Here is a 24,260-nt window from a genome sequence, read left to right as displayed (position 1 = left end):
GGGGCACACGCGATGGATTGGATTACAGAGATCCGCATTAAGGATATTATCGATATATTGATTGTCAGCTATGTGATCTACAAGCTGATCCTCGTCGTACGGGGAACACGGGCGATTCAGCTGCTGAAGGGCATCCTCGTAGTGGTCGTCACTTGGGCGCTGTCCTCCTGGTTCAAGCTGAATACGCTGCAGTGGATGATGAATCAGATGTTCACCTTCGGTCTGGTGGGCGTATTCATCATTTTCCAGCCTGAACTCCGGCGTGCGCTGGAGCAGCTCGGACGGGGCACGCTGTTCTCGCGGACCAACTCCGAAGAGGACCAGGACGTCAACCGCCGCATCAATGAGGTGCTCAAAGCGGTGAACTATATGGGACGGCGGAAGATCGGGGCCCTGATTGTCTTCGAGCGGGAGACGGGACTCAATGATTATATTGAGTCGGGCATCGGCATGGAATCCAAAATCTCATCGGAGCTGCTCATTAATATTTTCGTGCCGAATACGCCGCTGCATGACGGGGCCGTCATTATCCGGGGGGGACAGCTGATGGCGGCGGGCTGCTACCTTCCTCTGTCCGAGAATCCGTTCATTTCCAAGGAGCTCGGGACAAGGCACCGGGCTGCGATCGGAATGACGGAGGTGTCCGACGCGATGTCCGTCATTGTCTCCGAAGAGACGGGACAAGTATCCCTGGCCATGAACGGCCATGTGCTGCGGGACATCAAGGAAGATGCGCTGCTGGCGAAGCTGTTCGAAGAGCTTAAACCGAAGACGAAAGAGAAGAAAAGCAGCCCTCTGTGGAAATGGAGGCGGCGGTAAGTTATGGATCAGTGGCTGCGGAATACCAACGTTGTGAAAGTGGTTGCCTTGGTGATCGGGGTGCTGCTGTGGGCCGTCGTCCGCTCGTCGGATGCCGGCACGGTGTCCAGCACCTCAAGCGGCGCCATAGGAGAAGAGAATATAGGCAACGTCGCGATTACCCCGAAGTATGATAAAGATCAATTCTATGTGGAGCTCGTGGAGCCGGAGCGGGTGACCGTCACGCTCTCCGGACGGGATTCCGTTGTCAAAAAGGTGATGACCTCCGGAGGGTACTCGGTGGAGGTCGATCTGACACAGGTGGGCAAAGGCGAATATACGTTGCCGCTGACGCCGGTTGGCTTTCCTGCAAACGTATCCGTCAAGGTGACGCCTGCAACCGTGAAGGTCGTCGTCGACGAAAAACGCAATAAATCGATGCCGGTGACGGTAAACGTAACAGGGATCCCGGGAGTGGGTCTGAAGGCCGGGCAGCCGGTAGCCAAGCCGTCCCAGGTCACCGTATCGGTACCGAGCCGGATCTATGATGAAGTGGAATCCGTCCGGACCGATGTCAGCGTAGAGAAGGCGACCTCGCCGGTTTCGAACCGCAAGGCCGTGCTTGCCGCTTATGACAAGAACGGTAAGAAAATCGAGACTGCCACAATCACGCCCAATGTGGTCGATGTCGAAGTGCCGATCACCAGCCCGTTTACGATGGTGCCTCTGCAGGTGAAGCTGGTCGGCGAGCCGCCGGCAGGATATGCGGTGGCGTCCATCCGGCAGAGCACGGACAAGGTAACGGTCTACGGGCCTCAGAACGTGCTCGATAAACTGGAGTTTTATGAAGGACCGCAGGTAGAGCTGAGCGACCTGAAGGAAGATACGGAATTTACGCTGAGCATTCCGCCCAAGGAGAATGTGAATCAGCTTGATCCGGAGAAGGTCGTGGTGAATGTCTCGATCGTGCCTTCCGTGACCAAAACCTTGGAGGGAATCAAGCTGTCGATAATCGGCCAGAACGATATCTTCAACACGAAGGTAGTCCGGCCGGCCAATGGCACCGTGGATCTGAAGGTGGAAGGGGCGCCGACGCTGATCGACAAGCTGAAGCCGCAGGATGTGCAGGCGATTCTTGATGTAAGCAATCTGCCGCCCGGGACGCATGAGGTGCCGGTAACGTGGAATCTGCCTACCTTCGTCAAGAAGGGGCCGGGGCAGGAGTTCAAGATGTCGGTGGAGATCACCGCCAAAACGACGGCGCAGCCGGCACCGCAGACCGAGACGCCTGCCAAGGAAACGCCGGCTGCTCCGCAGACTACGGTACCGGAACCGGCGGCACCGCAGACGGAGGCTCCTCAAGAAGCGCCGGCGGATGCGGAACAGCCGACGGCTCCGGCTGCTTCGCCGGAAGCTGTGCCGGCCTCTCCTTCGGGAACCCCTGCGGCCGAAGCTGAGGAGCAGCCCGCGGCTCCGGCAGGGCCTCCATCCCCTTGAATAGGGAAGGGGGCCCATTTGTTGGATTTGACCCGGAGTGGCGAATCCGTAATAATGGGAATAGTTTGTTACAGGCTCAACCGCAGGATTTATCGGTTTATCTCGGATGAATAGAGAAATGATGAACATGATCCATTGAAGTGATGGTCAACAGAGGGAGACTAACGTATTATGGGGAAATATTTTGGTACGGATGGAGTCCGCGGGGTTGCGAATCAGGGACTCACTCCGGAGCTTGCTTATCAAATCGGCCGCTGCGGCGGCTATGTGCTCGCAGGACAAGTGGAGAAGCCGGTCGTTCTGATCGGGCAGGATACCCGGATCTCGGGTCCGATGCTGGAAGCGTCGCTGGTGGCGGGGCTGCTGTCGATCGGCGCGAATGTCGTTCGGCTCGGCGTGATTTCGACACCGGGTGTTGCTTATCTGACACGCCTTCTGAAGGCGGATGCCGGCGTAATGATCTCGGCATCGCACAACCCGGTAGAAGATAACGGCATCAAGTTCTTCGGCGCCGACGGCTACAAGCTGTCCGACGAGACGGAGCTGGAGATCGAACGGCTGATGGATGCCGAGAAGGATGAACTGCCTCGCCCGGTCGGCGGGGAGATTGGCACCGTAACGGTGAATGAGCAGGCAAAATTCCAATATCTCGACTATATTCAATCGACGGTGAAATCGTCCTTCCAGGGCTACCGTATTGCGCTTGACTGTGCGAACGGTGCGGCTTATGAGCTTGCTCCCAAAGTGTTCGAAGCGCTGGGCGCCGAAGTCATCACCATCGGTGCGGAGCCGAACGGGCGTAACATCAACGACCACTGCGGTTCGACCCATCCGGAGAAGCTGCAAAAGCTCGTAGTGGAGAGCGGAGCCCATATCGGTCTCGCCTTCGACGGGGACGCGGACCGTCTGATCGCCATCGACGAGAAGGGCGAGGAAGTGGACGGCGATTACCTCCTCAGCATCTGCGGCCATGCGTTGAATCAAGCCGGCAAGCTGAAGGAGAGCACCATCGTGACCACGGTGATGAGCAACATCGGCTTCTTCAAGGGGCATCGAGGCGGTGGGGCTCAAAGCGGCCAAAACCGCAGTAGGCGACCGCTACGTGATGGAAGAGATGCGCCGCGGCGGCTATAACCTGGGCGGCGAGCAGTCGGGCCACGTCATCTTCCTCGATTACAACACGACGGGAGACGGCATTTTGACTGCGCTGCAGGTGATGGATACGCTGGTGCAGTCGGGCAAGAGCCTCAGTGAGTTAAAGGGGATCATGCGCAAATATCCTCAGACGCTTGTGAATGTTCGTGTTGCCGACAAGAGCAAGCTGAAGGACAACGCGGCGGTGGAAGCGGCGATCCATCAGGTGGAAGAAGAGCTCGGCGACAACGGCCGCGTGCTCGTCCGCCCGTCCGGCACCGAATCGCTGATTCGCGTGATGGCGGAAGGCCCTGATGCGGCCCAAGTGGAAGCGTACGTGAAATCGATCGCCGAGGTCATCGAGCGCGAGCTGGTGTAAGACATACAAGATGCTGACAAGTGGGAAATCCCCGGAGCGGCAAGGCTTCCGGGGATTTTTTGCCTGTATTGGGGGACCTGATCTATTTGGATAGCATCATGAAAACATGGTGAAAATATCAGTTGCACTTCCGATGCGAAATGAATAAGATGGGTATATGTCTTTACTCAAGATATAGAGAGGAGGATCGGGGTTCTTCGGTTCGACAAGCGCCAGAACTGGATCCGTCTTTGTCCTGGGTACGTTTTTTTTGCTGCGTTTCGGTCTTCGAGTCTGCTTCTACGGCACTAAGCCGGCGGGAGCGGCCTCCAACTTATTCCCTAGACGGCGCAGGATTAATCGACTGCAGGAACTGACCATCCAGTTGACGAGGTGAAGGTGTTCGAAATATTCGGCGGGGGCCTTCCGGGATCGATCCATTCCGTACAAGTCGAAGAGCAAAACGTCCGGGCGACCGGGCCGACAAGAATTCGACGGGATCTGCAGCAAGGAGTTATATCAAGAGCTTTGCAGGACTTATTTAGCTTCATACATTCAGGAGGTACTATCATATGTGCGGAATCGTTGGTTATGTAGGGAAACGTGAATCCCAGAATATATTGATTGAAGGCTTGAAAAAACTCGAATACCGCGGTTACGATTCGGCGGGTGTTGCCGTCTATACAACCGAAGGTCTTCAGGTGAAGAAGTCCAAAGGACGTCTGGCTGTACTGGAATCGAAGCTCGAATCAGCACCGCTGAGCGGAACGATCGGGATCGGACATACCCGCTGGGCAACGCACGGCAAACCGTCGGATGTGAACTCTCATCCGCATACGGACAATTCCCATAAATTCTCCGTAGTGCATAACGGGATTATTGAGAATTATATTTCCTTGAAGGAAGAATTGACGGCTCAGGGGCATGTCTTCGTATCGGAGACCGACACGGAAGTTATCTCTCACCTGATCGCATCCCTGTACGAAGGCGACATCGTCAAAGCGGTTCAGAAGGCGGTCTCCCGCATGAAGGGCGCATTCGCGCTTGGCGTTCTGACGGAGTTCGAACCGGATAAACTGGTTGCCGTCCGTCTGGCGAGCCCGTTGATTATCGGTGTCGGCGAAGGCGAGAACTTCATCGGTTCCGACATCCCGGCGATTCTCGAGTATACACGCAACGTGTACATCCTGAACGACGGCGAAATGGCTGTTTTGACACGGGAAGGTGTCGAATTAATGACGCTCGAGGGGAATTTTATTTACCGGGAATTATTCCATGTCGATTGGGATATTGTTACGGCGGAAAAAGGCGGATTCGATCACTTCATGCTGAAGGAGATTTACGAACAGCCTAAAGCCTACCGTGACACAATGGGCGCCAGACTCGATGCTTCCGGGAAAAAAGTCCTGCTGCCGGAAATTGGCATGACGCCGGAGCAGATTCGCGGCATTCGTCAGGTTCACATCGTAGCTTGCGGTACAGCATTCCACGCAGGCCTTGTCGGCAAGACGGTGATCGAGCAGCTGGCCCGCATCCCGGTTGAAACCGACGTTGCTTCCGAATACCGCTACCGTTCGCCGATCATTACGCCGGAGACACTGGTGATCGTTGTGAGCCAATCCGGTGAGACGGCCGATACTCTGGCAGCTCTCCGCGAAGCGAAAAAATGCGGTGCGCGTGTGCTGGCCATCACGAACGTGGTTGGCAGCTCCGTTTCCCGCGAAGCGGACGATGTGATCGTCACGTGGGCCGGTCCGGAGATTGCCGTAGCTTCCACGAAGGCTTATACGTCCCAGCTTATCGCGTTCTACCTGCTTGGCCTGTACCTGGCCCAGACACTGGGTTCGCAGAGCGAGGCTTATATTGCCGAAGTGATCGCAGGTCTTCAGGAACTGCCGCAGAAGGTGGAGCAGATCCTGGAAGGCGCTCCAATCCTCAAGGATGTAGCAGAACAGATTTCCACCCACGACAACCTGTTCTTCATCGGCCGCGGCCTGGATTATGCCGTTGCTCTCGAAGGCTCGCTGAAGCTGAAGGAGATTTCGTACATCCACTCCGAAGCTTATGCAGCCGGCGAGCTGAAGCACGGTACGCTGGCACTGATCGAAGAAGGCGTTCCGGTGATTGCGATCGCTACGCAGGAAGATCTCTTCGAGAAGACGGTCAGCAACATCAAAGAAGTAACGGCCCGTGGCGCGCATGTCTTCGGCATCCACAACGAAGGCGAGACGGAGCTCGGCAAAGTGGTCGATCACGTGTATGCCATTCCGAGCACGCTGCCGCTGCTGACCCCGGCTCTGTCGGTTGTTCCGCTGCAGCTGCTGTCCTACTATGCCTCGCTGGCCCGCGGTAACGATGTCGACAAACCGCGCAACCTGGCGAAGAGTGTTACGGTTGAGTAAGCTATATAGAGGTTATGAAGAAGAAGGGTCCCGATCTCATCGGGGCTCTTTTTTTGCTTAAGCGCGCCGCGAAACATCTGGTCATCGGGGAAGCGGTATTCATGACCTTCGGCAAGCTCCTGTCGGCGAACCTGAGCCCGCTGGCTTCCGCTGCCCTGACCAGCACGATCGGGTTCGGCTTGTTCCTTCCGGTCTCCCTGGTGCAGGCGGCACAGTTCGAGATCGCGGCGGTGACGCCGGCCATATGGGGACTGCTGGTCTATACCGGGGTAGGGGTTACCGTATTCGCTGTCCTGCTGCTGAATCAGGCGATGGCGCAGATTCCGGCCGGTTCCTCGGCCGTATTCTCGGCGCTCATGCCGGTGAGTGCCGTCGTCCTCTCTTATGCGGCGCTGCATGAGCCGATCCATTGGTACCACCTCGTAGGAATTCTCTTCGTGCTCGCGGGCATTCTGTCCATCTCGCGGAAGAAAACGTCGGTGGCGGGGGAAGGGCAGCAAAAGCCGGTTTCTTTGTAGCACGAACCGATTCGCAAGCCGCATAAATCTGTGAGCTCCTGCCGCTGCTGGGGGGACGAATCGGAACCTGACGGCCTTCTTCCTTGGAAGAAGGCCGTTTTATTTCGTTGACATAAGAATTTATATCTCACTGAGGCTCAATTCGGTGATCTGATATGTCTTATAAACGCGTACTGCCCTTATAGGACGGCGAAGCCTCTTAGCTTGACAGAAGAAGGGGACAACTGACAATATAAACAAGAATACTATGGTATATTTTGGCGGATTCCCAGGGTTAATCCATACAATGGACAACGAGAGAGAAAGAGTGAGCGGGCATGAAAATCGGGTTGGTCAGGCACTTTAAGGTCAAGAGGGGACTTCCCGCCAAAGGCTGGATGTCAGGCGAGGAGCTCACCAGGTGGTTCACGGAATACGATCAATCGGAAGTGGAGATCGGAACAACGGAGATGAACGGGATTCAGTGGCAGCGCTGCTATGCCAGTGATATGCCGCGGGCGAGGATTACCGCCCAGACGATCCACTCCGGGCCGATCCGTTATATGGAAGGTCTTCGGGAGATCCCTTATCCGGCGTTCGAACGGATCTCGCAACGCAGGCTCCCGATCATCGGCTGGCTGCTGTGGATGCGGGCCGCATGGTTGCTCGGTCATGGGGCATTCCAGGAAAGCAGGGCGGGAGTTCGGGCTAGAGCGGCCCGGGTCGTGGACGAGATTACGGCTGAAGGAGACGGTGTGAACATCCTTCTGGTCGGCCATGCCGCGTTCATGCAGGAGCTCTCCCGCGAGCTGCGCCGCAGAGGCTTCAAGGGACCTCGTTTCCGGCGTGCGGCGAACGGACAGCTGTATCTCTTCGAACGCCAAGGATAAAGGAGACGCCGGAACAGGCCGGTTAACAAACGGCCGTAGTAAACGGGATACTTCCAAAAGATGGACAACCAGGTCTGCGGAAAAGCGCAGACTTGTTTTTTTGATGTGAATTCAGCAGAGGATCAGTGAAAAGCGTTATCTAAAAAATTCCTAAAGTGAAAGGATAATTGACCGGCAGCGAGAATAGGTATAGGGGAACATATGATCCCTGCCCATGAAACTGAAGGAGGAATTTCTTTTGCCATCACCTGTCCATCCCGTATCGCCCGAATTGGTTACGCTCCCCTCATTTACGATTGCCGGTATATCGTTCGAGGCGAATCTGAAGCAAATCAGTGAAGAGGGGCTCGGCCGCAAGGCGTACGAAACGATGCTCTCCCGCAGGGAGGAGCTGGCCGACCTGCACTCTCCCTATCCCCATCTCGTGCAGGTCTACCCTATGAAGCCCGGATTCAATCCGCACGTGGACGCATTCCGCCAAATCATCGGCTTCCTCGTACCGGAAGGTACCGAGCCCCCGGAGGGGATGAGCGTTCATACCCTGCCCGCGAGGGAATATGTGAAGGCAGCGCACCGCGGCCCCGAAGCGGAGCTTGGGAGCACGTATGATGCCCTCTATGGGGAATGGATGCGGAAGAACAGCCGGTGCCCCGACGGCTTTGATTTTGAGGTGTGGGATGAACGCTACCGGCCCGACCGGGAGGACAATGAGATTGATGTGTACATCGCGCTGGCGAAGCCCTGAGAGGAGAGTGGATGAAGCATGAGCATAACAACCAAGAAGGCCCTGCTGAAAAAGGTGGAATGTGCCTACATTCCGGTACGTGACGTCGCTGTATCGGCGGCCTGGTACGAGGAAGTGCTTGGCCTGAAGCGGCGTTCGCCGCTGGAGCCGGGCCGGGGCGCCATCCTGCTGCTTGGGGATGGACAGTGGCTGTTCCTGCTCCCCTGCAGCGACGGAGCCGCGGCTGTCTTCGAGACGACCGGATGGACCGACAACGGGGAAGCCTACGAGATGTTCCCGCTTTGCTTCGAAACCGAGGATATCGAGGGGCTGCATGCTTCTCTGACAGGTGCCGGTGCATGGGTGGAAGAGAGCATCCGCGATGAGGGCTCCTGCGGAAAGCAGCTGACGTTCAAGGACCCGGACGGCAACAAATTCCAAGCTTGGCAGCAGCCTTGAGCCGGGCCTTCATCGATTGTTCTTTCAGGGAAGCAGGGTGCTCCGGCTCCGCTCCGTCTTAGAATGAACGCAGCCGGAAGATTGTCTGAATACCCGGCGTCTTCCGGCCGCTGCGGAGCATCATTGCCGCGGCGTGACGGCCGAGGCTCTGCCGAACGGATCCTCCTCCCTTACCAGCGGAAGGGTGACGCAGTGAATGCCTCCGCCCATCTTATAAATTTCGGAGACCTCCACCGGGATCACTTCGATTCCATTCTTCTGCAGGAGCTCTGCGGTCGGGCAGCCTTCCGAGGAGAAGAGCACTTTTCCCGGTGCGACCGCAAGCGCGTTGATCGTCAGCGGCGGATCTTCGGGATCGACCGCCAGCATAGTGATGTTCCGCTCGTGGAGGGCCTTCAGGAACCAGTGCGGCAGCAGCCGGGGATTCACCAATGCCTTGTCGGTATCCAGCATGAGGAAGGCTTCGTCCAGATGGATTTTATCGGATGGCATGTCAATGGTCAGCAGCTCCACCTCTTGAATCCGCAGCAGCTGCCTCAGCTGCTCGATCCCCGCATCGTTCACCCGTTCGGAACGCCCAACGGCCGCAGTCCGGCTGTCCAGCAGCGCGAAGCTGCCTCCCTCCATAAAGCCCTGTCCGTGAATAGCCCCGAGGATCGGCACCCCGATCCGTCCGAGGGTCTCCTGCGCTATACGGGTCTCCCCCTGCCTGAGATACAGCGCGAAGCGGGAGAGAATGACCCCGCCGGGGAGCACCATCCCCAGGTCCCTGGTGAACATGCGGTCAGGCCATACACCGGACTCGGGTTGATCCAGCATGAGCACTTCAGCGCCTGCCTTGCGAAGAGCCTCGGCAATGCCGTCGTGCTGTGCCTGCAGCAGGCCGAGATCCGGCGGATCCTGCCCTCGTCCTTTGCTCAGGCTGCGGCCGTGCACCTCCCTCAGACGAAGCGACCCGGCCTCGACTTCGTATTGATCCTTCGGGATCTGCAGCACCTCTTCACCGGGCCGGTGCATGAGCACGCTGCGGATGGGGCCGACCGGACAGAAGACTCCCCATGGTGTCCCCCAAATGTCCTGCAGCAGCTGCTTATCACTGGCAGGCTCCAAGGCAAACCGGTCGGACAGATACCGTTCTTTCTCCAGCAAGAAGAATCGACCACCCTTCAGCAAGCAGCTCGATTGTCGAGCGTTATCCCCCACTATTTCCCTCCCGGCTTGATTTTATGCCCTGAATGGTATGCATTCATAGAAATCGCTCTGTTGTATGGGCACCAAAAAAGGAAGTGCTTCGTGAGCACTTCCTTTGCTATTGCAACCCTATTCACCGGGAATGCGGACATGGAATTCGATGCTGCTTCCTTCCACCGCCACCTGGATACTTCCCTTGTAGCCTTCGACGATCCCTTTGACAATGGACAGCCCCAGACCGTGATGCTCCCCTTCCTTGGTAGAGAATCCAGGCTTGAACAGCTGCGCGATCTCCTCCTCGGAAGGAGGATTATGGCACGGATTTTTTACCTTGATGTGAAAGTCCCCGTTATCCACCCATCCGGTCAGCAGGACCTCCCGTTCTTCCACAGGCAGCTTCTCCACTTCATCGAACGCATTGTCGACGAGGTTGCCGATGACCTTCACCATATCGACGGACTTGAGCGCATTGAGCGGCAGCTTGCAGAGATTCTGAAAGTCATGCTGGAAGCGGATCTTCCGCGAGATGGAGGCAGCGACCTTGGCCTGCACCTGGGAGGCGATGACCGGATGGTTGATCTGGATGATATCGCTGATCTCGACAATCTCCTGGACGAACTGCTTCGTGTACTTCTTCACTTCCTCGTATTTCCCGAGCTGTACCATGGTGTGGATGGTCTGCACGTGATTAAGGAAGTCATGCCGCTGTCCCCGTACGGTGGTGAACATCCTTGAGATATCCTCGATATACTGGTCCTGCGTGAGCTGGACCGCCGATTCCTTCGCCCGGCGCATGTAGATGACATAGAGGTAAATGATGATCATCGCCATGAGCGTGGCGAGAATGATGAGATAGAAGGCATTGCGTGCCTGCTTGTCGAGGTGCGTCTGAATCGATTGGTAATCGGACACCACCCCGATGACGTAAGGAAACTCCTGCCCCCCGAGATCTTTGCCGGACGGAACGGGGATAAAGCTCTTGATGACCTTGCGGCCATTGCTTTCGCCGCTGTACGTAATCGTCCGGTTATCCGAGATGGCCTGCCGTACACTGGCCACATCTCTGGATTCCGGGAACGTATAGGTCCCGAAATAGATGTCCCGGTTGCTCAGAGAAACGAATTTGGTACCGTCGTTGCGTTTGAACTCGGGTGCCTTCTCCCCGAACAGCTTCGGATTGAAGCCGGTAATCTCGAGGATGGTGCTGTCCTTTTTGAGCGTGCGCTGGACGATCTCTTCATATCCGACCAGGTTCTGGAACTCGCGGATCTGACGGTCATGCACGTAAGGATTGATCATGTAATTCGTCGTGCCGTCGTAGTAATAGCCCCACTTGTCGATCGATCCAGGATTGGAGGACGAATACTCGAGCGGGCCCGCCCAGTAATTCTTGAGCTTCTGCCCCTCGGGAATCGATACGGGCTGAAGCGCGAACAGCTGCTTCATCGCCGTATACCAGAAGCCCCACTTCCTGGCGCTGATGCCGATCTCCTTGGGATCAGACGAGCGGACCCCGACAATGTCCTTCTCCTTGCGCTGGAACAGGGTGATGTGGGAGATGCCGAGCTCCTGACTTAAGGCAGCGAGCTGCTCGTTGGTGACATTCTCGAATTTGGGATCAAGCGAGCTCTGAATGGCCATCGCGGCGACGCGAAGCTCCTCGCCAATGAGTTCCTCCACATAGCGGACCGACAGGTGGTATTGGGAGATGGAATCGGTCAGATCGACGGCAAGCATCTCCGACTCCTTCTCGAACGTCTCTTCCAGCCGTTCCTGCGTGACTTGGTAGAACACAAAGTTATTTAAGAGAATGGTAGAGAAGAAGACTACCACAAAAACAACGATAAACTTGGATTTGTTAAACCATTCCGCTCGTAACATGCGGCCACCCCGATTATAGGCAAAGTTCCTTATATTATATCATATTTCGACAAAAGCTGCTTGGGGCTCGTAGTTCATTTTTGCGCTCCGTTATGCTTTGCATAAAGGTCGCTGTTAAAAATGAACTACGTCGCTGGTAGTGGGATGTGCGCTATGCTTCGCATATTGGTTGCTTAGTGAAATGCATTGCTGTGCTTGTAGCTTCGTTTTTGCGCTCCGTTATGCTTCGCATAAAGGTCGCTGTCAAAAACGAACTACGTCGCCGGTAGATAAAAGCGAGACGATTCGTTTTTGTGCTCCGTTATGCTTCGCATAAAGGTCGCTGTCAAAAAACGACTACGTCGCCGGTAGATAAAAGCGAGACGATTCGTTTTTGTGCTCCGTTATGCTGCGCATAAAGGTCGCTCAAAAACGGACTGCGTCGCCGGTAGATAAAAGCGAGAGGCTTCGTTTATGCGTTCCGTTATGCCTACGCATAAAGGTCGCTCAAAAACGGACTGCGTCGCCGGTAGATAAAAGCGAAAGGCTTCGTTTATGCGCTCCGTTATGCTGCGCATAAAGGCCGCTCAAAAACGGACTGCGTCGCCGGCAGATAAAAGCGAAAGGCTCCGTTATGCTGCGCATAAAGGCCGCTCAAAAACGGACTGCGTCGCCGGCAGATAAAAGCGAAAGGCTTCGTTTATGCGCTCCGTTATGCTACGCATAAAGGGCGCTCAACGGACTGCTTCGGCGGTAGACAAAAGCGTACCGTCATGCTGCGCAATGAGGGGCGTTGAAAAACAGCCTGTACCGGCTGGGATGGGGGATACGACTAGCTTGGTGAGTATGACATAAACATCACATAATATAATGAAAGCAATTCATTTCCATGTAAGATTGATACCGGTTGCAAAATGAAAAGATTATGCAATAATAAATAATCATGAATTTTTGAATAAATTTGAACTGCATTTTGAGGCCGATGTAAGCTGTAAGCGCTCCAATCAGGTTGGCATACTTCTTGCTCATGTTACGAATGTTGTCATAATCCAACCTAATACAAAGGAGCTTGGTACATGCAAACTTTAACGGATCCGCCCGCCACACTCAGGAAGTCATTGAAGCTCAGGCATATCGTCATTCTGGGACTCGGGTATATGACCCCTACGACCGTATTCGATACGTATGGTATTGTCACGGATACGACAAGCGGGCATGTGCCTGCGGCCTACATCGTAACGCTGATTGCCATCCTGTTTACGGCAGCTTGTTACGGCCACATGGTGCGTGCCTTCCCGGTTGCAGGCTCAGCTTATACGTACAGCCGTACGGCCATTAATCCGCATGTCGGGTTCATGGTCGGCTGGATAGCGCTGCTCGATTATATTTTTCTGCCGATGATTAACGTGCTTCTGACTCGTATTTATCTGGAAGCCGCGTTTCCGGGAGTGCCGGGCTGGATCTGGATTGTGGTCATGGCCGGGCTGCTCACCGTTGTCAACCTGTGGAGCAACAACGTCGTGGCGAACCTGAACACGTTTCTGGTGTTTTTTCAGATTCTCGTAGTCAGCATCTTCAGCGTTCTGGTGATTCAGCGGCTGACGGCCGACCCGGCAGACAGTGCGGCATTCACGCTGACGCCTTTTTTCAGTCCGGATATGTCCATGGGGGCTTTGCTCGGGGGTGCCGCTATCCTCTGCTTCTCCTTCCTCGGATTCGATGCGGTAACAACGTATGCGGAGGAGACACCGGACCCGCGAAAGACGATCCCGAGGGCCATCTATCTCGTCGCCGCCATGGGAGGCCTGATCTTCATCACGGCGGGATACCTGGCCTCACTGCTCTTCCCTGACGTGTCGCAGTTCTCCGATCCGGAATCGGCCTCTCCAGAGATGGCCTTTATCCTAGGCGGAAGTTTGTTCCAGTCGATATTCCTGGCCGGTGCACTCTCCTCCACGATCGCATCCGGTATAGCTTCCCATATGAGCGCTTCCCGTCTGCTCTTCGCCATGGGGCGTGAGAATGTGCTGCCGAAGAAGTGGTTCGGCTATGTCTCCCCGCGATTTCAGACGCCGATGATCAACGTGCTGCTCATCGGCGCTTTCAGCCTGACGGCGCTGGCGCTGGATCTCGCCACGGCGATCCAGTTCATTAACTTCGGAGCTTTGACCGCGTTCACGGCAGTGAATCTGTCGGTGATCGGCTATTACTACATTCAGCAAAAGCAGCGGGGACTGGCCGGCACGCTCAAATACGTGGTCGTTCCTCTTGTGGGCACATCGTTCATAGCTTTTCTGTGGAGTAATCTCGAAATGCCTTCACTGATCCTCGGTTTTGTATGGAGCGGCCTCGGGCTGATCTACCTTCTGGTGAACACGCGAATGTTCTCGAGGAAGCCGCCGGTGATGGACTACTATGAAGAGGCGATCTAGATGAAACCAATGGAATATAAGACAGCGGCGGAGCTGATCTGGCCGGGGGCGCTTCCCACGCCGCTGGAGCTGGAAGAGCAGTATCCGCTCCGGAAGCCGGCGTCCGGCGCCATCGTGACCCGGTTTGCGCCGAGTCCGACCGGCTTCCTGCATCTGGGCGGCTTGTTCACCGCCTTCATTGCCGGCAGGCTCGCCGCCCAGACCGGCGGGCGCTTCTATCTGCGGATCGAGGATACGGATCAAAAAAGAGAGGTGGAAGGCGGAACCGAAGCGATACTGGAGGCGCTTCGGGCTTTCGGCGTAACGTTCGATGAAGGGACCGGGGAAGCCGGGGAGCGTGGGAGTTATGGCCCCTACAAGCAGAGCCGCCGCAGGGAGATCTATACCGCTTATGCGAAGGACTTAATGGAACGCGGTCTGGCGTATCCGTGCTTCTGCACGGAGGAAAAGCTGGCGGCCATGCGGGCGGAGCAGGAGGCGCAGGGGCTGACCACGGGGTATTACGGGAAGTGGGCGGTTCACCGCGATCTGCCGCTTGCCGAGGTGCGGGAGCGGATTGAGCAGGGCCAGCCTTATACAGTCAGGCTTCGTTCGCCGGGCGATCCCGCACGTTCCGTGATCGTGGAAGATCTCGTCAAAGGGACGCTCACCCTGCCCGAGAATCACCAGGACATCGTGCTGCTGAAGGCGGATGGACTGCCGACCTACCATCTGGCCCATGCGGTGGACGACCATTTGATGAGAACGACGCACGTGATCCGGGGGGACGAGTGGCTGAGCTCGCTTCCGGTGCATCTTCAGCTTTGGGAGGTGCTCGGCTTTGAGGCTCCGGTGTATGCGCATCTGGCTCCCATCCTGAAACAGCAGGGAGCCTCGAAGCGTAAGCTGAGCAAGCGCAAGGACCCTGAAGCTGCCGTCTCTTACTATGCGGAGCGAGGAGTTCCGCCGGAGGCCGTCCTGGAGTATCTGCTTCAGCTGGCGAACTGGACCTTCGAGGACTGGTGCAGGGAGCATCCGGATGCTCCTTTGACGGATTTCGCGCTGGAGCCGGGCAGGCTGAACCGCAGCGGCGCGCTGTTCGACGGGGCGAAGCTGGAGGACACGGCCAAGGAGGTCGTAGCGCGGATGACAGCCGAAGAGGTCTACAACGCGGCGCTGGCCTGGGGACGCAGGTTTCATCCGGCTTTTGCCGGATGGCTGGAAGCGGACCCCGGTTATGCGCAGCGGATTCTCGCCATCGGCCGGGGCGGAACCAAGCCGAGGAAGGATATCGCGAAGTGGAGCGAGCTGCCGGCCTACATCGGCTTCTTCTATGAGGAGCCGGAAGAGCCGGCCCGGACGAAGCGGATTCAGGCACGGATGCGGCTGGAGCAGGCCCGTGACATCGTGCGGGGTTATCTCGCAGCTTACGATGAGGGCGAAGCAGCGGAAGAGTGGTTCGGCACGATCCGGGGGCTGGCTGCAGAGCTGGGGTATGCGGACAGCCCGAAGACGTACAAGAAGAACCCCGCCGGATTCAACGGTCATACCGGTGACGTGGCGATGGTGCTGCGGCTCGTCCTGACAGGCAGGGAGCAGACGCCGGACCTGTATGAAATCTGCAGCATTCTGGGCGGCAGTGCGGTAAGGCGGCGGCTGGCAGGCTGGCTGGAGGTCAGCCGGTAGGATGGGCTTGATTCGTTGGCAGAGAGGGCAGGCGGCCGAAGGGAATGCAGCTGTGCCGCGCCCTGGCATAGAAAGCCGGCGAAGCGGAGCCGGCGGAAGCCCTGAAGCGCAAAGATGGATGCGTTATGCAGAAGTGCATAAGGGGCGGCAGACGGTGGATCGGGTGTGAACGCTGCTGTTCCGTCTGCTGTTGAGGAAATAGGCCTGATATGCGTCGCACACACGCGGACCGGCTAAGGCCCTGGGAGGAATGCAGGAGCAGTTCCCTGCGAAGAAACCGCCCCAGGGACCGGCCGAGAGGCCATGGCAGCGGATCAGCCCGCCATGCCCTGGATTCGCAGATGTTGGCATGATTCTTGCTATGTAGAATACAGAGGGGCATGCAGCTGCAGATTCTGACCCGATTACTTCATTCTAGGAGGATGTTATTCATGCAGTATCCGTTATCTCCCGATGTTCAGCCCGAGTTCTGTACGACCGGCTCGTTCATGCGGCTTCCGGCGAAGCGGGAAGGCGCAAGGCTTGCGATCGTCGGCATGCCGTTCGATACGGCCGCCTCGTTCCGGGTGGGGGCGCGCTTCGCGCCGCAGGCGATCCGCCAGGGATCGATGCTCCTGTTCCCCTACCACCCGGTGCATAAGGTATACCCGTTCGAGGAGACGAAGGCCATCGACATCGGGGATGTCTCGGTCATCCCGCACAACATCCACCGCAGCTATGAGCTGATGGAAGCCAGCGCGCTGGAGCTGATGCAGGCCGGGATCGTACCGGTCGGCCTTGGGGGGGACCACTCCGTGACGCTGGCTGCGCTGCGTGCGGCGGCCAAGGTGCACGGGCCGGTGGCGCTGGTGCATTTTGACTCCCACACGGATACGTGGGACACCTACTACGATGAGAAGTACTGGCACGGCTCCACCTTCATCCGTGCGCATGAGGAAGGACTCGTCGTCCCTTCCAAGGTGTTCCAGATCGGGATCCGGGGAACGCTGAACCATCCCGGCGATCTGGAGGCGAGCTACGATCTCGGGTTCAACGTGATCACCTCGGGAGAACTCCGAGCGGCGGGCATTCCGGAGGTCGTGCGCCGCGTCAAGGAAACGGTCGGCGATATGCCGGTGTTCCTGACCTTCGACATCGACTTCGTCGATCCGGCCTATGCGCCGGGGACGGGGACGCCGGAGGTCGGCGGATTCACAAGCCATGAGACGCTCGAGCTCGTCCGGTCGCTGACCGGTTTGAACTATATCGGGTTCGACCTGGTCGAAGTGCTGCCGGGCTATGATCCGGCCCAGACGACTTCGCTGCTGGCTGCGACGCTGATCCACGAGTTCGCGAGTCTGGTCGCCCTGAACCTTAAGACGGCGAGCCCGCAGGAGAGCATCACGGGGGCCTAAGCCAAGCGAAGCGGACAGCCGCCTGATGCGAAGCGCCGCAGGACCGCGGTACAATGGAAGGGAATCAGCCGGGCTCGCCTGAAGCGGGGAGCTCCCGGCCCCGCAATGCCGATCTTGAGCCGACAGAGAAGGAGGACAACGCCATGATTACAGGACTGAGCCAAACGACAGCCATTCAGATGAAAACCACCTTGACGCCGGAGCTTCAGCAGTCGGTTCATATTCTGCAGCTGACCGGCACGGACCTGCTGTCCTACCTGCAGGAGCAGGCGCTGGAGAACCCGCTGCTGGAGCTGGAGTGGAGCTCTCCCTCTGCACGCCGCTCCGCGGGAAGCCGCCACGCCATCGGCCCAGGCGGCGGGGAGGATGACCGCCTCGGCCGGCTGCCCGCCCGCGGCGAGACGCTGGAGCAGGCGCTGCTGAGCCAGCTGCGGATCGCAGGCCTGCCGGCGGACCTGTACCGGGCAGCCGCCTTCCTTGTCGGCTCGCTGGACGGCGCCGGGTACCTGCTCCACCCGCTGGGCGAGCTGGCCGGCTGCCTGGGCGCGGACCTGCGGCAGCTGGAGGACGCGCTGCGCGAGGTGCAGCGGCTGGAGCCGGCGGGCATCGGGGCGCGGGACCTCCGCGAGTGCCTCCTGCTCCAGGCCGGCCGTGACCCGCAGGCACCTCCGGGCACAGCGGACGCGCTCAGCGAAGCGTGCTTTCCGCTCGTCGCCCGCGGACGCTGGGAGGCGTTGGCCCGCCGGCTCGGTCTCCCGCCGGAGGCGGTGCGGGAGATCGCCCGCTATATCCGGGGGCTGCAGCCCCGCCCGGGCAGTCTGCACCCCGGCGAACGAACGCATTACGTCGTGCCGGACGCCGAAGTCCGGCTGGAGCGGGGGGAGCTGCTCATCCGCTGGAATGCGGAGCTCACCCCCCGGCTCACCGTGCAGGACGGCTACGAGCGGCTCGGGCGGACCGATGGCGAGGCGGCGGCCTACCTGAAGAGCAAGCGGCGGGGGGCCGACTGGCTGATGCGCGCGGTGGAGCAGCGCTATCGGACGCTGAAACGGGTCATCGCCGCGATCTTCGAGGAGCAGCCGGGCTTCTGGGGGCAGGGCCTGCGAGGCCTGAGGCCGATGAACCTGCGGACGATCGCCGACAAGCTGGGCCTGCACGAATCCACGGTCAGCCGGGCGGTGAACGGCAAGTATGTGCGCACGTGCCACGGCACCTTCGAGCTCAAGGCCTTCTTCGCGGCCGTGCCGCTGGCAGAGAGCGGCGGAGGCGGGGGCGCTTCGAGCCTGGAGGTCAAGTCCGTCATCGCCGAGCTGGTGGCCGGCGAGAACAAGGGCAGGCCGTACTCCGACGAGAAGCTGGCGCAGGAGCTCTCGAAACGGGGGCTCCAGGTGGCCCGCCGTACGGTGGCCAAGTACAGGGAAGAGCTGCACATCCTCTCTTCCTCCCTGCGCAAACGAGTGCTGTAGACTGTGCGCCTTCCGGGCTGCAGTCTTCTTTGCCGCCAAGAACCATGTTCTGCCTGCAGTTCTATCGCAGCCGCAAATGATCTATAATCGGGAGACAGGCAGCACGATCTGCGCATAGGAGGAAAGAGCATGTCCACGAAGTGGTTTGTCCGAAAAGCACATAAGGTCACGTTCGATTCGACGGCGGACGAGGCCTGGAGAATCATGTCGCAGTACAACGAGCCCTACGTTTTTATAGAGGATGGGGAGCAGCCCGGGCGGATCGCCGCTTTCCTGCGGACCACGGACATCATGCCGTCGGTCAACCAGAGGGAGTGGATGGAGCGCAAGGTGGCTTCACTGCCGTACCAGACCCATCTCATGCACATTCAGCAGGAAGCGGATATGCTGGATTTCTTCAAAGTGTTCGGGGAAGAGATCGTGGTGCTGGAGAGCCGGGACGGCCGGCATGAGAGCTACCTGACCCGGGAGGATGTCCTGTACTACCTGCTGACGAACCAGTCGACGGGATCGGACTGGATCCGCTCGCTGCTTCATTCGATCCCGCTCGGGATCGTCATTGCCGACGGGCACGGCCGGATCGAGAACTTCAGCGCAGAGGCGCTCCGGATGCTGCGGGCCGAGCCGGACGAGCTGCGCCGGGAGCATGCGGGCTCGCTGCTTGACGGGGAGATTTTCCAGAACGTCATCGAGCGCGGCGAGGTGGTGCTCAACCACATTATCGTCAACGACAAGATCGGGGTGCTCGCCGACTTCGGCCCCATCCGCAACAAGCACGGGCATGTCACCGGGGCGATCATCGTCCTGCAGGACCTGCCGTACATCGAGAATATGGCGATGGAGCTGGAGTACGTCAAGAACCTGAACACGGACCTGCAGGCAATCCTCTCCTCGATCTACGACGAGATCCTGGTGGTGGACGAGAAGGGCGTTCTGCTGCGTTACAGCGGCAAGTGGGTCGAGGACTTCCGGGAGTCGAGGCTGGAGGATCTCATCGGCACGAACCTGATGGAGCTGGAGCATGAGGGGGGCTTTTTTGCTTCTCTTGTCAAAATGGTCCTGGAACGCCGCCGGAAAGTATCCGTCATGCAGGAAAGCCGGACAGGCCGGAATGTGCTCGCCGTCGGCAACCCGGTCTTCGACGCGAAGGGGAAGCTGGAGCGGATCGTTATTGCCCTGCGGGATATCACCGAGACCGTGCTCCTCAAGGAAGAGCTGCGCCATGCGAAGAAGATGAGCGAGCGGTACAAGAAGGAGCTCGAGCACCTGCGGGACCAGAAGAGCTACTCGGGCCAGCGGCAGGTGATCTACGGGAGCGAGAAGATCGAGAAGGTCATGAAGTACATCCACAAGGTGGCCAATGTGTCGTCGACCGTCCTGCTTACCGGGGAATCGGGGGTAGGCAAAGAGGTGTTCGCCCGCTGCATCTACGAACTCGGGCCGAGGAGCTCGAAGCCGTTCGTCAAAGTGAACTGCGGCGCGATTCCCGAAGCGCTGCTCGAGAGCGAGCTCTTCGGCTATGTCAAAGGGGCGTTCACGGGAGCGAATGCAAGCGGGAAGCAGGGCTACTTCCAGATGGCCAACAAGGGCATTCTGTTCCTCGACGAGATCGCCGAGATGCCGCTGAGTCTGCAGGTCAAGCTGCTGCGGGCGCTGCAGGAGCGGGAGATCATCCCCGTGGGCGGCACCGAGGTGGTGGAGATTGATGTGCAGATCATCACCGCGACGAACAAGGATCTGGAGAAAATGGTCGAGGAAGGCACGTTCCGCGAGGACCTCTATTACCGGCTGAACGTCATCCCGATCGCCATCCCGCCGCTGAGGGAGCGGCCGGAGGATATTCCGCTGCTGTCGCTGCATTTTCTGCACAAATTCAATGAGAAGTACAGCCGCAGCAACCAGCTGTCGCAGGACGCGCTCGATGTGCTCGAATCGTATTCCTGGCCCGGCAACGTGCGGGAGCTGCAGAATATCATTGAGCGGATTTCGGTGACGACCGACGAGGAGCTCATCGAAGCGTCGCAGATCACACCGCTGCTCAAGCGGGGGAGGACGAGCCCGTCCTCGCTGCGCCGGCCCGCCAAGGGCATGTCGCTCAAGGAAGCGACGAAGGCATTGGAGGATCAGATGATCAAGGCGGCGATGGAAGAATACAAGACGACTTCGATGGCCGCCAAGGTGCTCGGCGTCTCCCAGTCGACCATCTCGCGCAAATACCAGGAAATTCAGGAGCGGATCGGAAGGGGGGAGGACATTGGGATTACAATATGACGTCACCACACCTTTTGCCGGGACGATTGAACGCATCTTCGTCTCGCCCGGAGACCCTGTGGAGGAAGGCGGCGTTCTGTTCGCGCTGAGTGCAGGCGGCCTGACCCACGCGATTCTTGCACCGGTAACGGGCATCTCCGGTCACATGGAAGTAGCTCTGGGAGAGTACGTGATCTCGGGTATGATCCTGACGCACATTATAGAACGCGCGGGAGAACCGGAGGCCGAACCGGAAGGTGAGGCTCCGTAGTGTAAGGATGGCCGTCCCCCGGGGCAATTACTTCATAGACAAAACAAGTAACCGTTCGCAAGCCCCGGGCCTTCGAACGGTTTTTTGCTGTGCGACGGCTCGTGCAGGGTGTGTCCTGCTTCAGCTGTGATGACGTTCTCTGCCGGCGGCGGTCTCCGGCAGCTCCGGTGAGGGTTCGAGCAGACCGAGCTGTTTGGCCAGCTCGACGAGATGCTTCGTATTGTGCTTTTTGAGCCGGAGCCATTCGAGGTAGGGGAATTTGCCTTTGATCGTTCTGCTCGCTTTGCACAATTCGTTGTTGACGGACTGCTCGTTGTAGTAGAGCTTCTCGGCAATCTCCCGCCGGGAGTACCCCTGATCGAGCATCTGCATGATCTGCAGCTGGACGGGAGTGATCTTCTTCTTGAGCTCGGACTGGTGACTCCGGACCAGCCGGTTCATCAGGACGCCGGCGGAAGAGTGATGAAGGCCGGAACGGCCGGCCGCCGCCGAGCGGATCGCAGAGGGGACATCCGCATAGTGTTCCTTGGTGATATAGTTGGTTACCCGCCCGTAGGCTATGGCATGCGTCATCACCTCTTCCTGGTCGAGGGAGGAGAGCACAATGATCTGGAGGTCGGGACGCATCGCCTTGATCTCAATCGCCGCTTCGATCCCGTCATAATTCTCGTCGGACAGATTCAGGTCGAGCAGCAGCACATCCATGGGGACTACCCCGACGGCTTGGATCAGGTCAGATTTGCGCGATGCGGTTCCCGTCACCTCCATGTCCGGCTGACTCCCGATGTATTCGGAGAGCAGTTCGAGGAAGAGCGGATCATCTTCGCAGATAAACGTGTGGATCGGCTTCATAACACCATTCCCTATAAGTGGTTTCCAGCGGGGCGCTCCCCCGGGGAAGTCGATGCGGGCCGGCCGCCTTCTCGAAATATACTCAAAACATCGAGTATATCGGCGGTGCTGCGCTTCGGATATGATAAGTCCTGTGAACGAGAGCGTTCAACTAATCAAACCTTCTGGAGGAATGAAAAATCATGTTTAACGTCAAGAAAGCCCTGAAAGTATCCGCCGTATCCGCCGTCGCCGCAACCCTTCTGAGCATCCCGGTAGCCGCCAGTGCAGCAAGCACTACACCGCTTGCCAGAGACAACAGCCCGATCATCCTGCAAGGGCCGATCCTGCCGCTGCCTCCGATCGTATGGTACCTTGGTGAAGTCAATCTCTTCACGGCCAGCCAGTATTCCACGGTGACAAAGACGCTGCCGGACAGCTTCAAGGGCAAGGTAGCCTCGGTTTCGGTGACCTCGAGTACAGGCAATGCAAGTGATTGGAAGGTCGAGATCATCAACAACGGCACGCAGATCCGGTTCACGACCCTGACCTATGCCCGTTCGGCTTCGGCCAAAGTGCTGCTGACCACGACCGGCGGAACCCAAGGGTATTACAACGTCACTTCCGTCACACTCTATTAATCAGGTAACCCCTGATGCGTGTGAAGGCTGCCTGCTGCAGTTCCATGCGCGGGTGAGGAAGTATGCCGCATTCTCAGGGGGCTCCGGCCCAAAGGAAGCTTCACCGTGAACGCCGTCCCGCGTCCCGGTTCGCTTGCCGCCTCAATCGTGCCCTTATGCTTTCGGATGACCATATAGCTGTACGATAGCCCCAGACCGAAATTGTCCGACCTCCGCTTCGTGGAATAAAAAGGATCGAAGATACGCTGCAAATCCCCCTTATCGATACCACACCCGTTATCCTTGACCTCCACCAGCACCCATTTGCCGGAGGCTCTGCAGCCCACCTGCAGATGCCCCTGACCCGGCATCACCGCGTCCAGCGCATTGGACAGCAAGTTATGCAGCACCTCCTGGAGATGCAGGGGATCCGCCATGACCTCAGGCACCGGTTCCAATCGGACCGTCAGCCGGATTCCTTTTCTCTCCATGATCTCTTCCTTGGTCCGGATCACGTCCCGAAGGAGCTCGGCAAGTCCGACCGGAACGGCGGCGATCTCGACCTCCTGGCTCTGCTTGTGTATACGTTCCATCATCCGGTAGAGGAACTGGGTCTCGCTGCGGATTTTCTCCAGGGAGCACAGTACCTGCGGCTGGGCTTCGTCCGGCATCGTCTTCTTGAGGCGCTCGGCCAGGAACTCAATGTTGATCAGGCGGTTCTTGATCGCATGGTTCATCATGGCCGTACCGCTGGTCAGTGCGCGAAGCGTGTAATCGAGGCGCTGCTTCCGGACCTGGATGCGGATGCCGAAGATGCCGTACCGGATGGCGAAGACGAAGAACAGCACGAACTGGATCGAGTAGACCACGATCAGCAGGCGGTACTGCTCGGAGTTGTAGACGAGTGCACGCGACAGATGATTGAAAAAGTAGTCCCCCAGCATCGGCGGAATCGCCATGCAGAAGACGAGGATCCGGTGGCCGCGCAGGACAGGATCCGGCGCCCGGATGATCGCCAGCAGCAGTAAGATCAGGATGCACAGGTAGTAGGCACCGACCCACCAGACCATCACCGTGTAGTCAATGCGGAGATCAGGGTAAAATGGCGTGATGTAAGCCATATAGGCACAAGGGATGAGCAGGATGACATAGAGCAGCCGCTTGACCCTCCGCGTGGCGGCACCGGCATACACAACCGCGAACAACAGTCCGGTATAAGGATTGAGAATTTCACCCGTGAATTCGAATCCTTTGGCGGCTTCGAATAGGAAGGCTATGAGCGCAGGGGAAGCCAAAGCGTTCGCCTGCAGGTAAGGGATCAGGGTATCGCGGAAGATGAAGGATAAGTCCCATAGACAGGTCAGGAACAGGTTGGCGGCCAGCCATCGGTTGGACTCCCGCTTCGCATCGACGAAGAGGATGATCGAGCCGGTAAAGAGCTGAATAAAGAAGAGTACGATCACGGAGGATGGGTTCACCTGCCCCATTCGATGATGACGGATTGCGATAGGCGATGATATT

General features: G+C 58.1%; 18 protein-coding genes and 1 pseudogene. 15 read left to right on the top strand and 4 right to left on the bottom strand.

The window, feature by feature from the left end; all coding sequences use genetic code 11:
• Nucleotides 1-12 precede the first annotated feature (12 nt).
• The 8 genes and pseudogenes from cdaA (at nt 13) to PM3016_RS34285 (ending at nt 8,759) form a co-directional block, all read left to right on the top strand.
• A complete protein-coding gene (cdaA, locus tag PM3016_RS34320; protein WP_013921113.1) occupies nt 13-819 on the top strand; it encodes a diadenylate cyclase CdaA in 807 nt (268 codons plus the stop codon).
• A 3-nt stretch (nt 820-822) separates the two neighbouring features.
• Nucleotides 823-2,295: a CdaR family protein gene (locus tag PM3016_RS34315; protein WP_014372545.1), complete on the top strand. Its 1,473-nt coding sequence runs from the start codon at nt 823-825 to the stop codon at nt 2,293-2,295.
• Nucleotides 2,296-2,466: 171 nt separating this feature from the next.
• Nucleotides 2,467-3,808 (top strand): annotated as a pseudogene (gene glmM, locus PM3016_RS34310) (phosphoglucosamine mutase).
• Between the two features lie 551 nt (nt 3,809-4,359).
• The gene (gene glmS, locus PM3016_RS34305; protein WP_014372544.1) at nt 4,360-6,189 is read left to right on the top strand and encodes a glutamine--fructose-6-phosphate transaminase (isomerizing); all 1,830 of its coding nucleotides are present in this window, start codon (nt 4,360-4,362) and stop codon (nt 6,187-6,189) included.
• 14 nt (nt 6,190-6,203) lie between these two features.
• Nucleotides 6,204-6,707, top strand: a complete 504-nt coding sequence (locus PM3016_RS34300) for a DMT family transporter (RefSeq protein WP_014372543.1) — start codon at nt 6,204-6,206, stop codon at nt 6,705-6,707.
• Between the two features lie 317 nt (nt 6,708-7,024).
• Entirely contained in the window at nt 7,025-7,576 is a 552-nt protein-coding gene (locus PM3016_RS34295) for a histidine phosphatase family protein (RefSeq protein WP_014372542.1), read from the top strand.
• Nucleotides 7,577-7,814: 238 nt separating this feature from the next.
• Complete coding sequence (locus PM3016_RS34290; RefSeq protein WP_014372541.1) at nt 7,815-8,321, top strand: GyrI-like domain-containing protein; 507 nt, start codon at nt 7,815-7,817, stop codon at nt 8,319-8,321.
• 18 nt (nt 8,322-8,339) lie between these two features.
• Complete coding sequence (locus tag PM3016_RS34285) at nt 8,340-8,759, top strand: VOC family protein (protein WP_014372540.1); 420 nt, start codon at nt 8,340-8,342, stop codon at nt 8,757-8,759.
• 120 nt (nt 8,760-8,879) lie between these two features.
• On the opposite strand, the gene PM3016_RS34280 is transcribed toward PM3016_RS34285, so the two are convergent.
• Both PM3016_RS34280 and PM3016_RS34275 read right to left on the bottom strand, forming a co-directional pair.
• Nucleotides 8,880-9,908, bottom strand: a complete 1,029-nt coding sequence (locus PM3016_RS34280; protein ID WP_014652992.1) for a dimethylarginine dimethylaminohydrolase family protein — start codon at nt 9,906-9,908, stop codon at nt 8,880-8,882.
• A 171-nt stretch (nt 9,909-10,079) separates the two neighbouring features.
• Nucleotides 10,080-11,831, bottom strand: coding sequence for a sensor histidine kinase (locus PM3016_RS34275; RefSeq protein WP_014372538.1), 1,752 nt, complete (start codon nt 11,829-11,831; stop codon nt 10,080-10,082).
• Between the two features lie 1,055 nt (nt 11,832-12,886).
• On the opposite strand from PM3016_RS34275, the gene PM3016_RS34270 reads away from it, so the two are divergent.
• The 6 genes from PM3016_RS34270 (at nt 12,887) to PM3016_RS34245 (ending at nt 21,288) form a co-directional block, all read left to right on the top strand.
• Nucleotides 12,887-14,242: an APC family permease gene (locus PM3016_RS34270; protein WP_014372537.1), complete on the top strand. Its 1,356-nt coding sequence runs from the start codon at nt 12,887-12,889 to the stop codon at nt 14,240-14,242.
• Nucleotides 14,243-15,907, top strand: coding sequence for a glutamate--tRNA ligase (gltX, locus tag PM3016_RS34265; RefSeq protein WP_014372536.1), 1,665 nt, complete (start codon nt 14,243-14,245; stop codon nt 15,905-15,907).
• 431 nt (nt 15,908-16,338) lie between these two features.
• Nucleotides 16,339-17,301 carry an agmatinase gene (gene speB / locus PM3016_RS34260; RefSeq protein ID WP_014372535.1) on the top strand — a complete coding sequence of 321 codons (963 nt, stop codon included), beginning with the start codon at nt 16,339-16,341 and terminating at the stop codon, nt 17,299-17,301.
• A gap of 143 nt (nt 17,302-17,444) precedes the next feature.
• On the top strand, nt 17,445-18,767 hold the full coding sequence (rpoN, locus tag PM3016_RS34255) for an RNA polymerase factor sigma-54 (protein ID WP_014372534.1): 1,323 nt from the start codon (nt 17,445-17,447) through the stop codon (nt 18,765-18,767).
• Between the two features lie 129 nt (nt 18,768-18,896).
• Nucleotides 18,897-21,038 (top strand): sigma 54-interacting transcriptional regulator, encoded by a 2,142-nt coding sequence (locus tag PM3016_RS34250; protein WP_014372533.1) that lies wholly within the window; start codon nt 18,897-18,899, stop codon nt 21,036-21,038.
• A complete protein-coding gene (locus PM3016_RS34245) occupies nt 21,022-21,288 on the top strand; it encodes a biotin/lipoyl-containing protein (RefSeq protein ID WP_014372532.1) in 267 nt (88 codons plus the stop codon). The genes PM3016_RS34250 and PM3016_RS34245 overlap by 17 nt, the downstream gene beginning before the upstream one ends.
• 120 nt (nt 21,289-21,408) lie before the next feature.
• On the opposite strand, the gene PM3016_RS34240 is transcribed toward PM3016_RS34245, so the two are convergent.
• Nucleotides 21,409-22,140, bottom strand: coding sequence for a response regulator transcription factor (locus tag PM3016_RS34240; protein WP_014372531.1), 732 nt, complete (start codon nt 22,138-22,140; stop codon nt 21,409-21,411).
• Nucleotides 22,141-22,322: 182 nt separating this feature from the next.
• Here PM3016_RS34240 and PM3016_RS34235 point away from each other — a divergent pair, with 182 nt between their 5' ends.
• Complete coding sequence (locus PM3016_RS34235) at nt 22,323-22,760, top strand: hypothetical protein (protein ID WP_014372530.1); 438 nt, start codon at nt 22,323-22,325, stop codon at nt 22,758-22,760.
• On the opposite strand, the gene PM3016_RS34230 is transcribed toward PM3016_RS34235, so the two are convergent.
• Entirely contained in the window at nt 22,757-24,202 is a 1,446-nt protein-coding gene (locus tag PM3016_RS34230; protein WP_238540396.1) for a sensor histidine kinase, read from the bottom strand. The genes PM3016_RS34235 and PM3016_RS34230 overlap by 4 nt on opposite strands.
• Nucleotides 24,203-24,260: the final 58 nt, after the last annotated feature.

Origin of the sequence: Paenibacillus mucilaginosus 3016 (assembly GCF_000250655.1) — a bacterium.
GTDB lineage: Bacteria > Bacillota > Bacilli > Paenibacillales > NBRC-103111 > Paenibacillus_G > Paenibacillus_G mucilaginosus.
The sequence above is the reverse complement of the archived record's forward strand: the minus strand, read 5'-3'. Positions and strand labels throughout refer to the sequence as shown.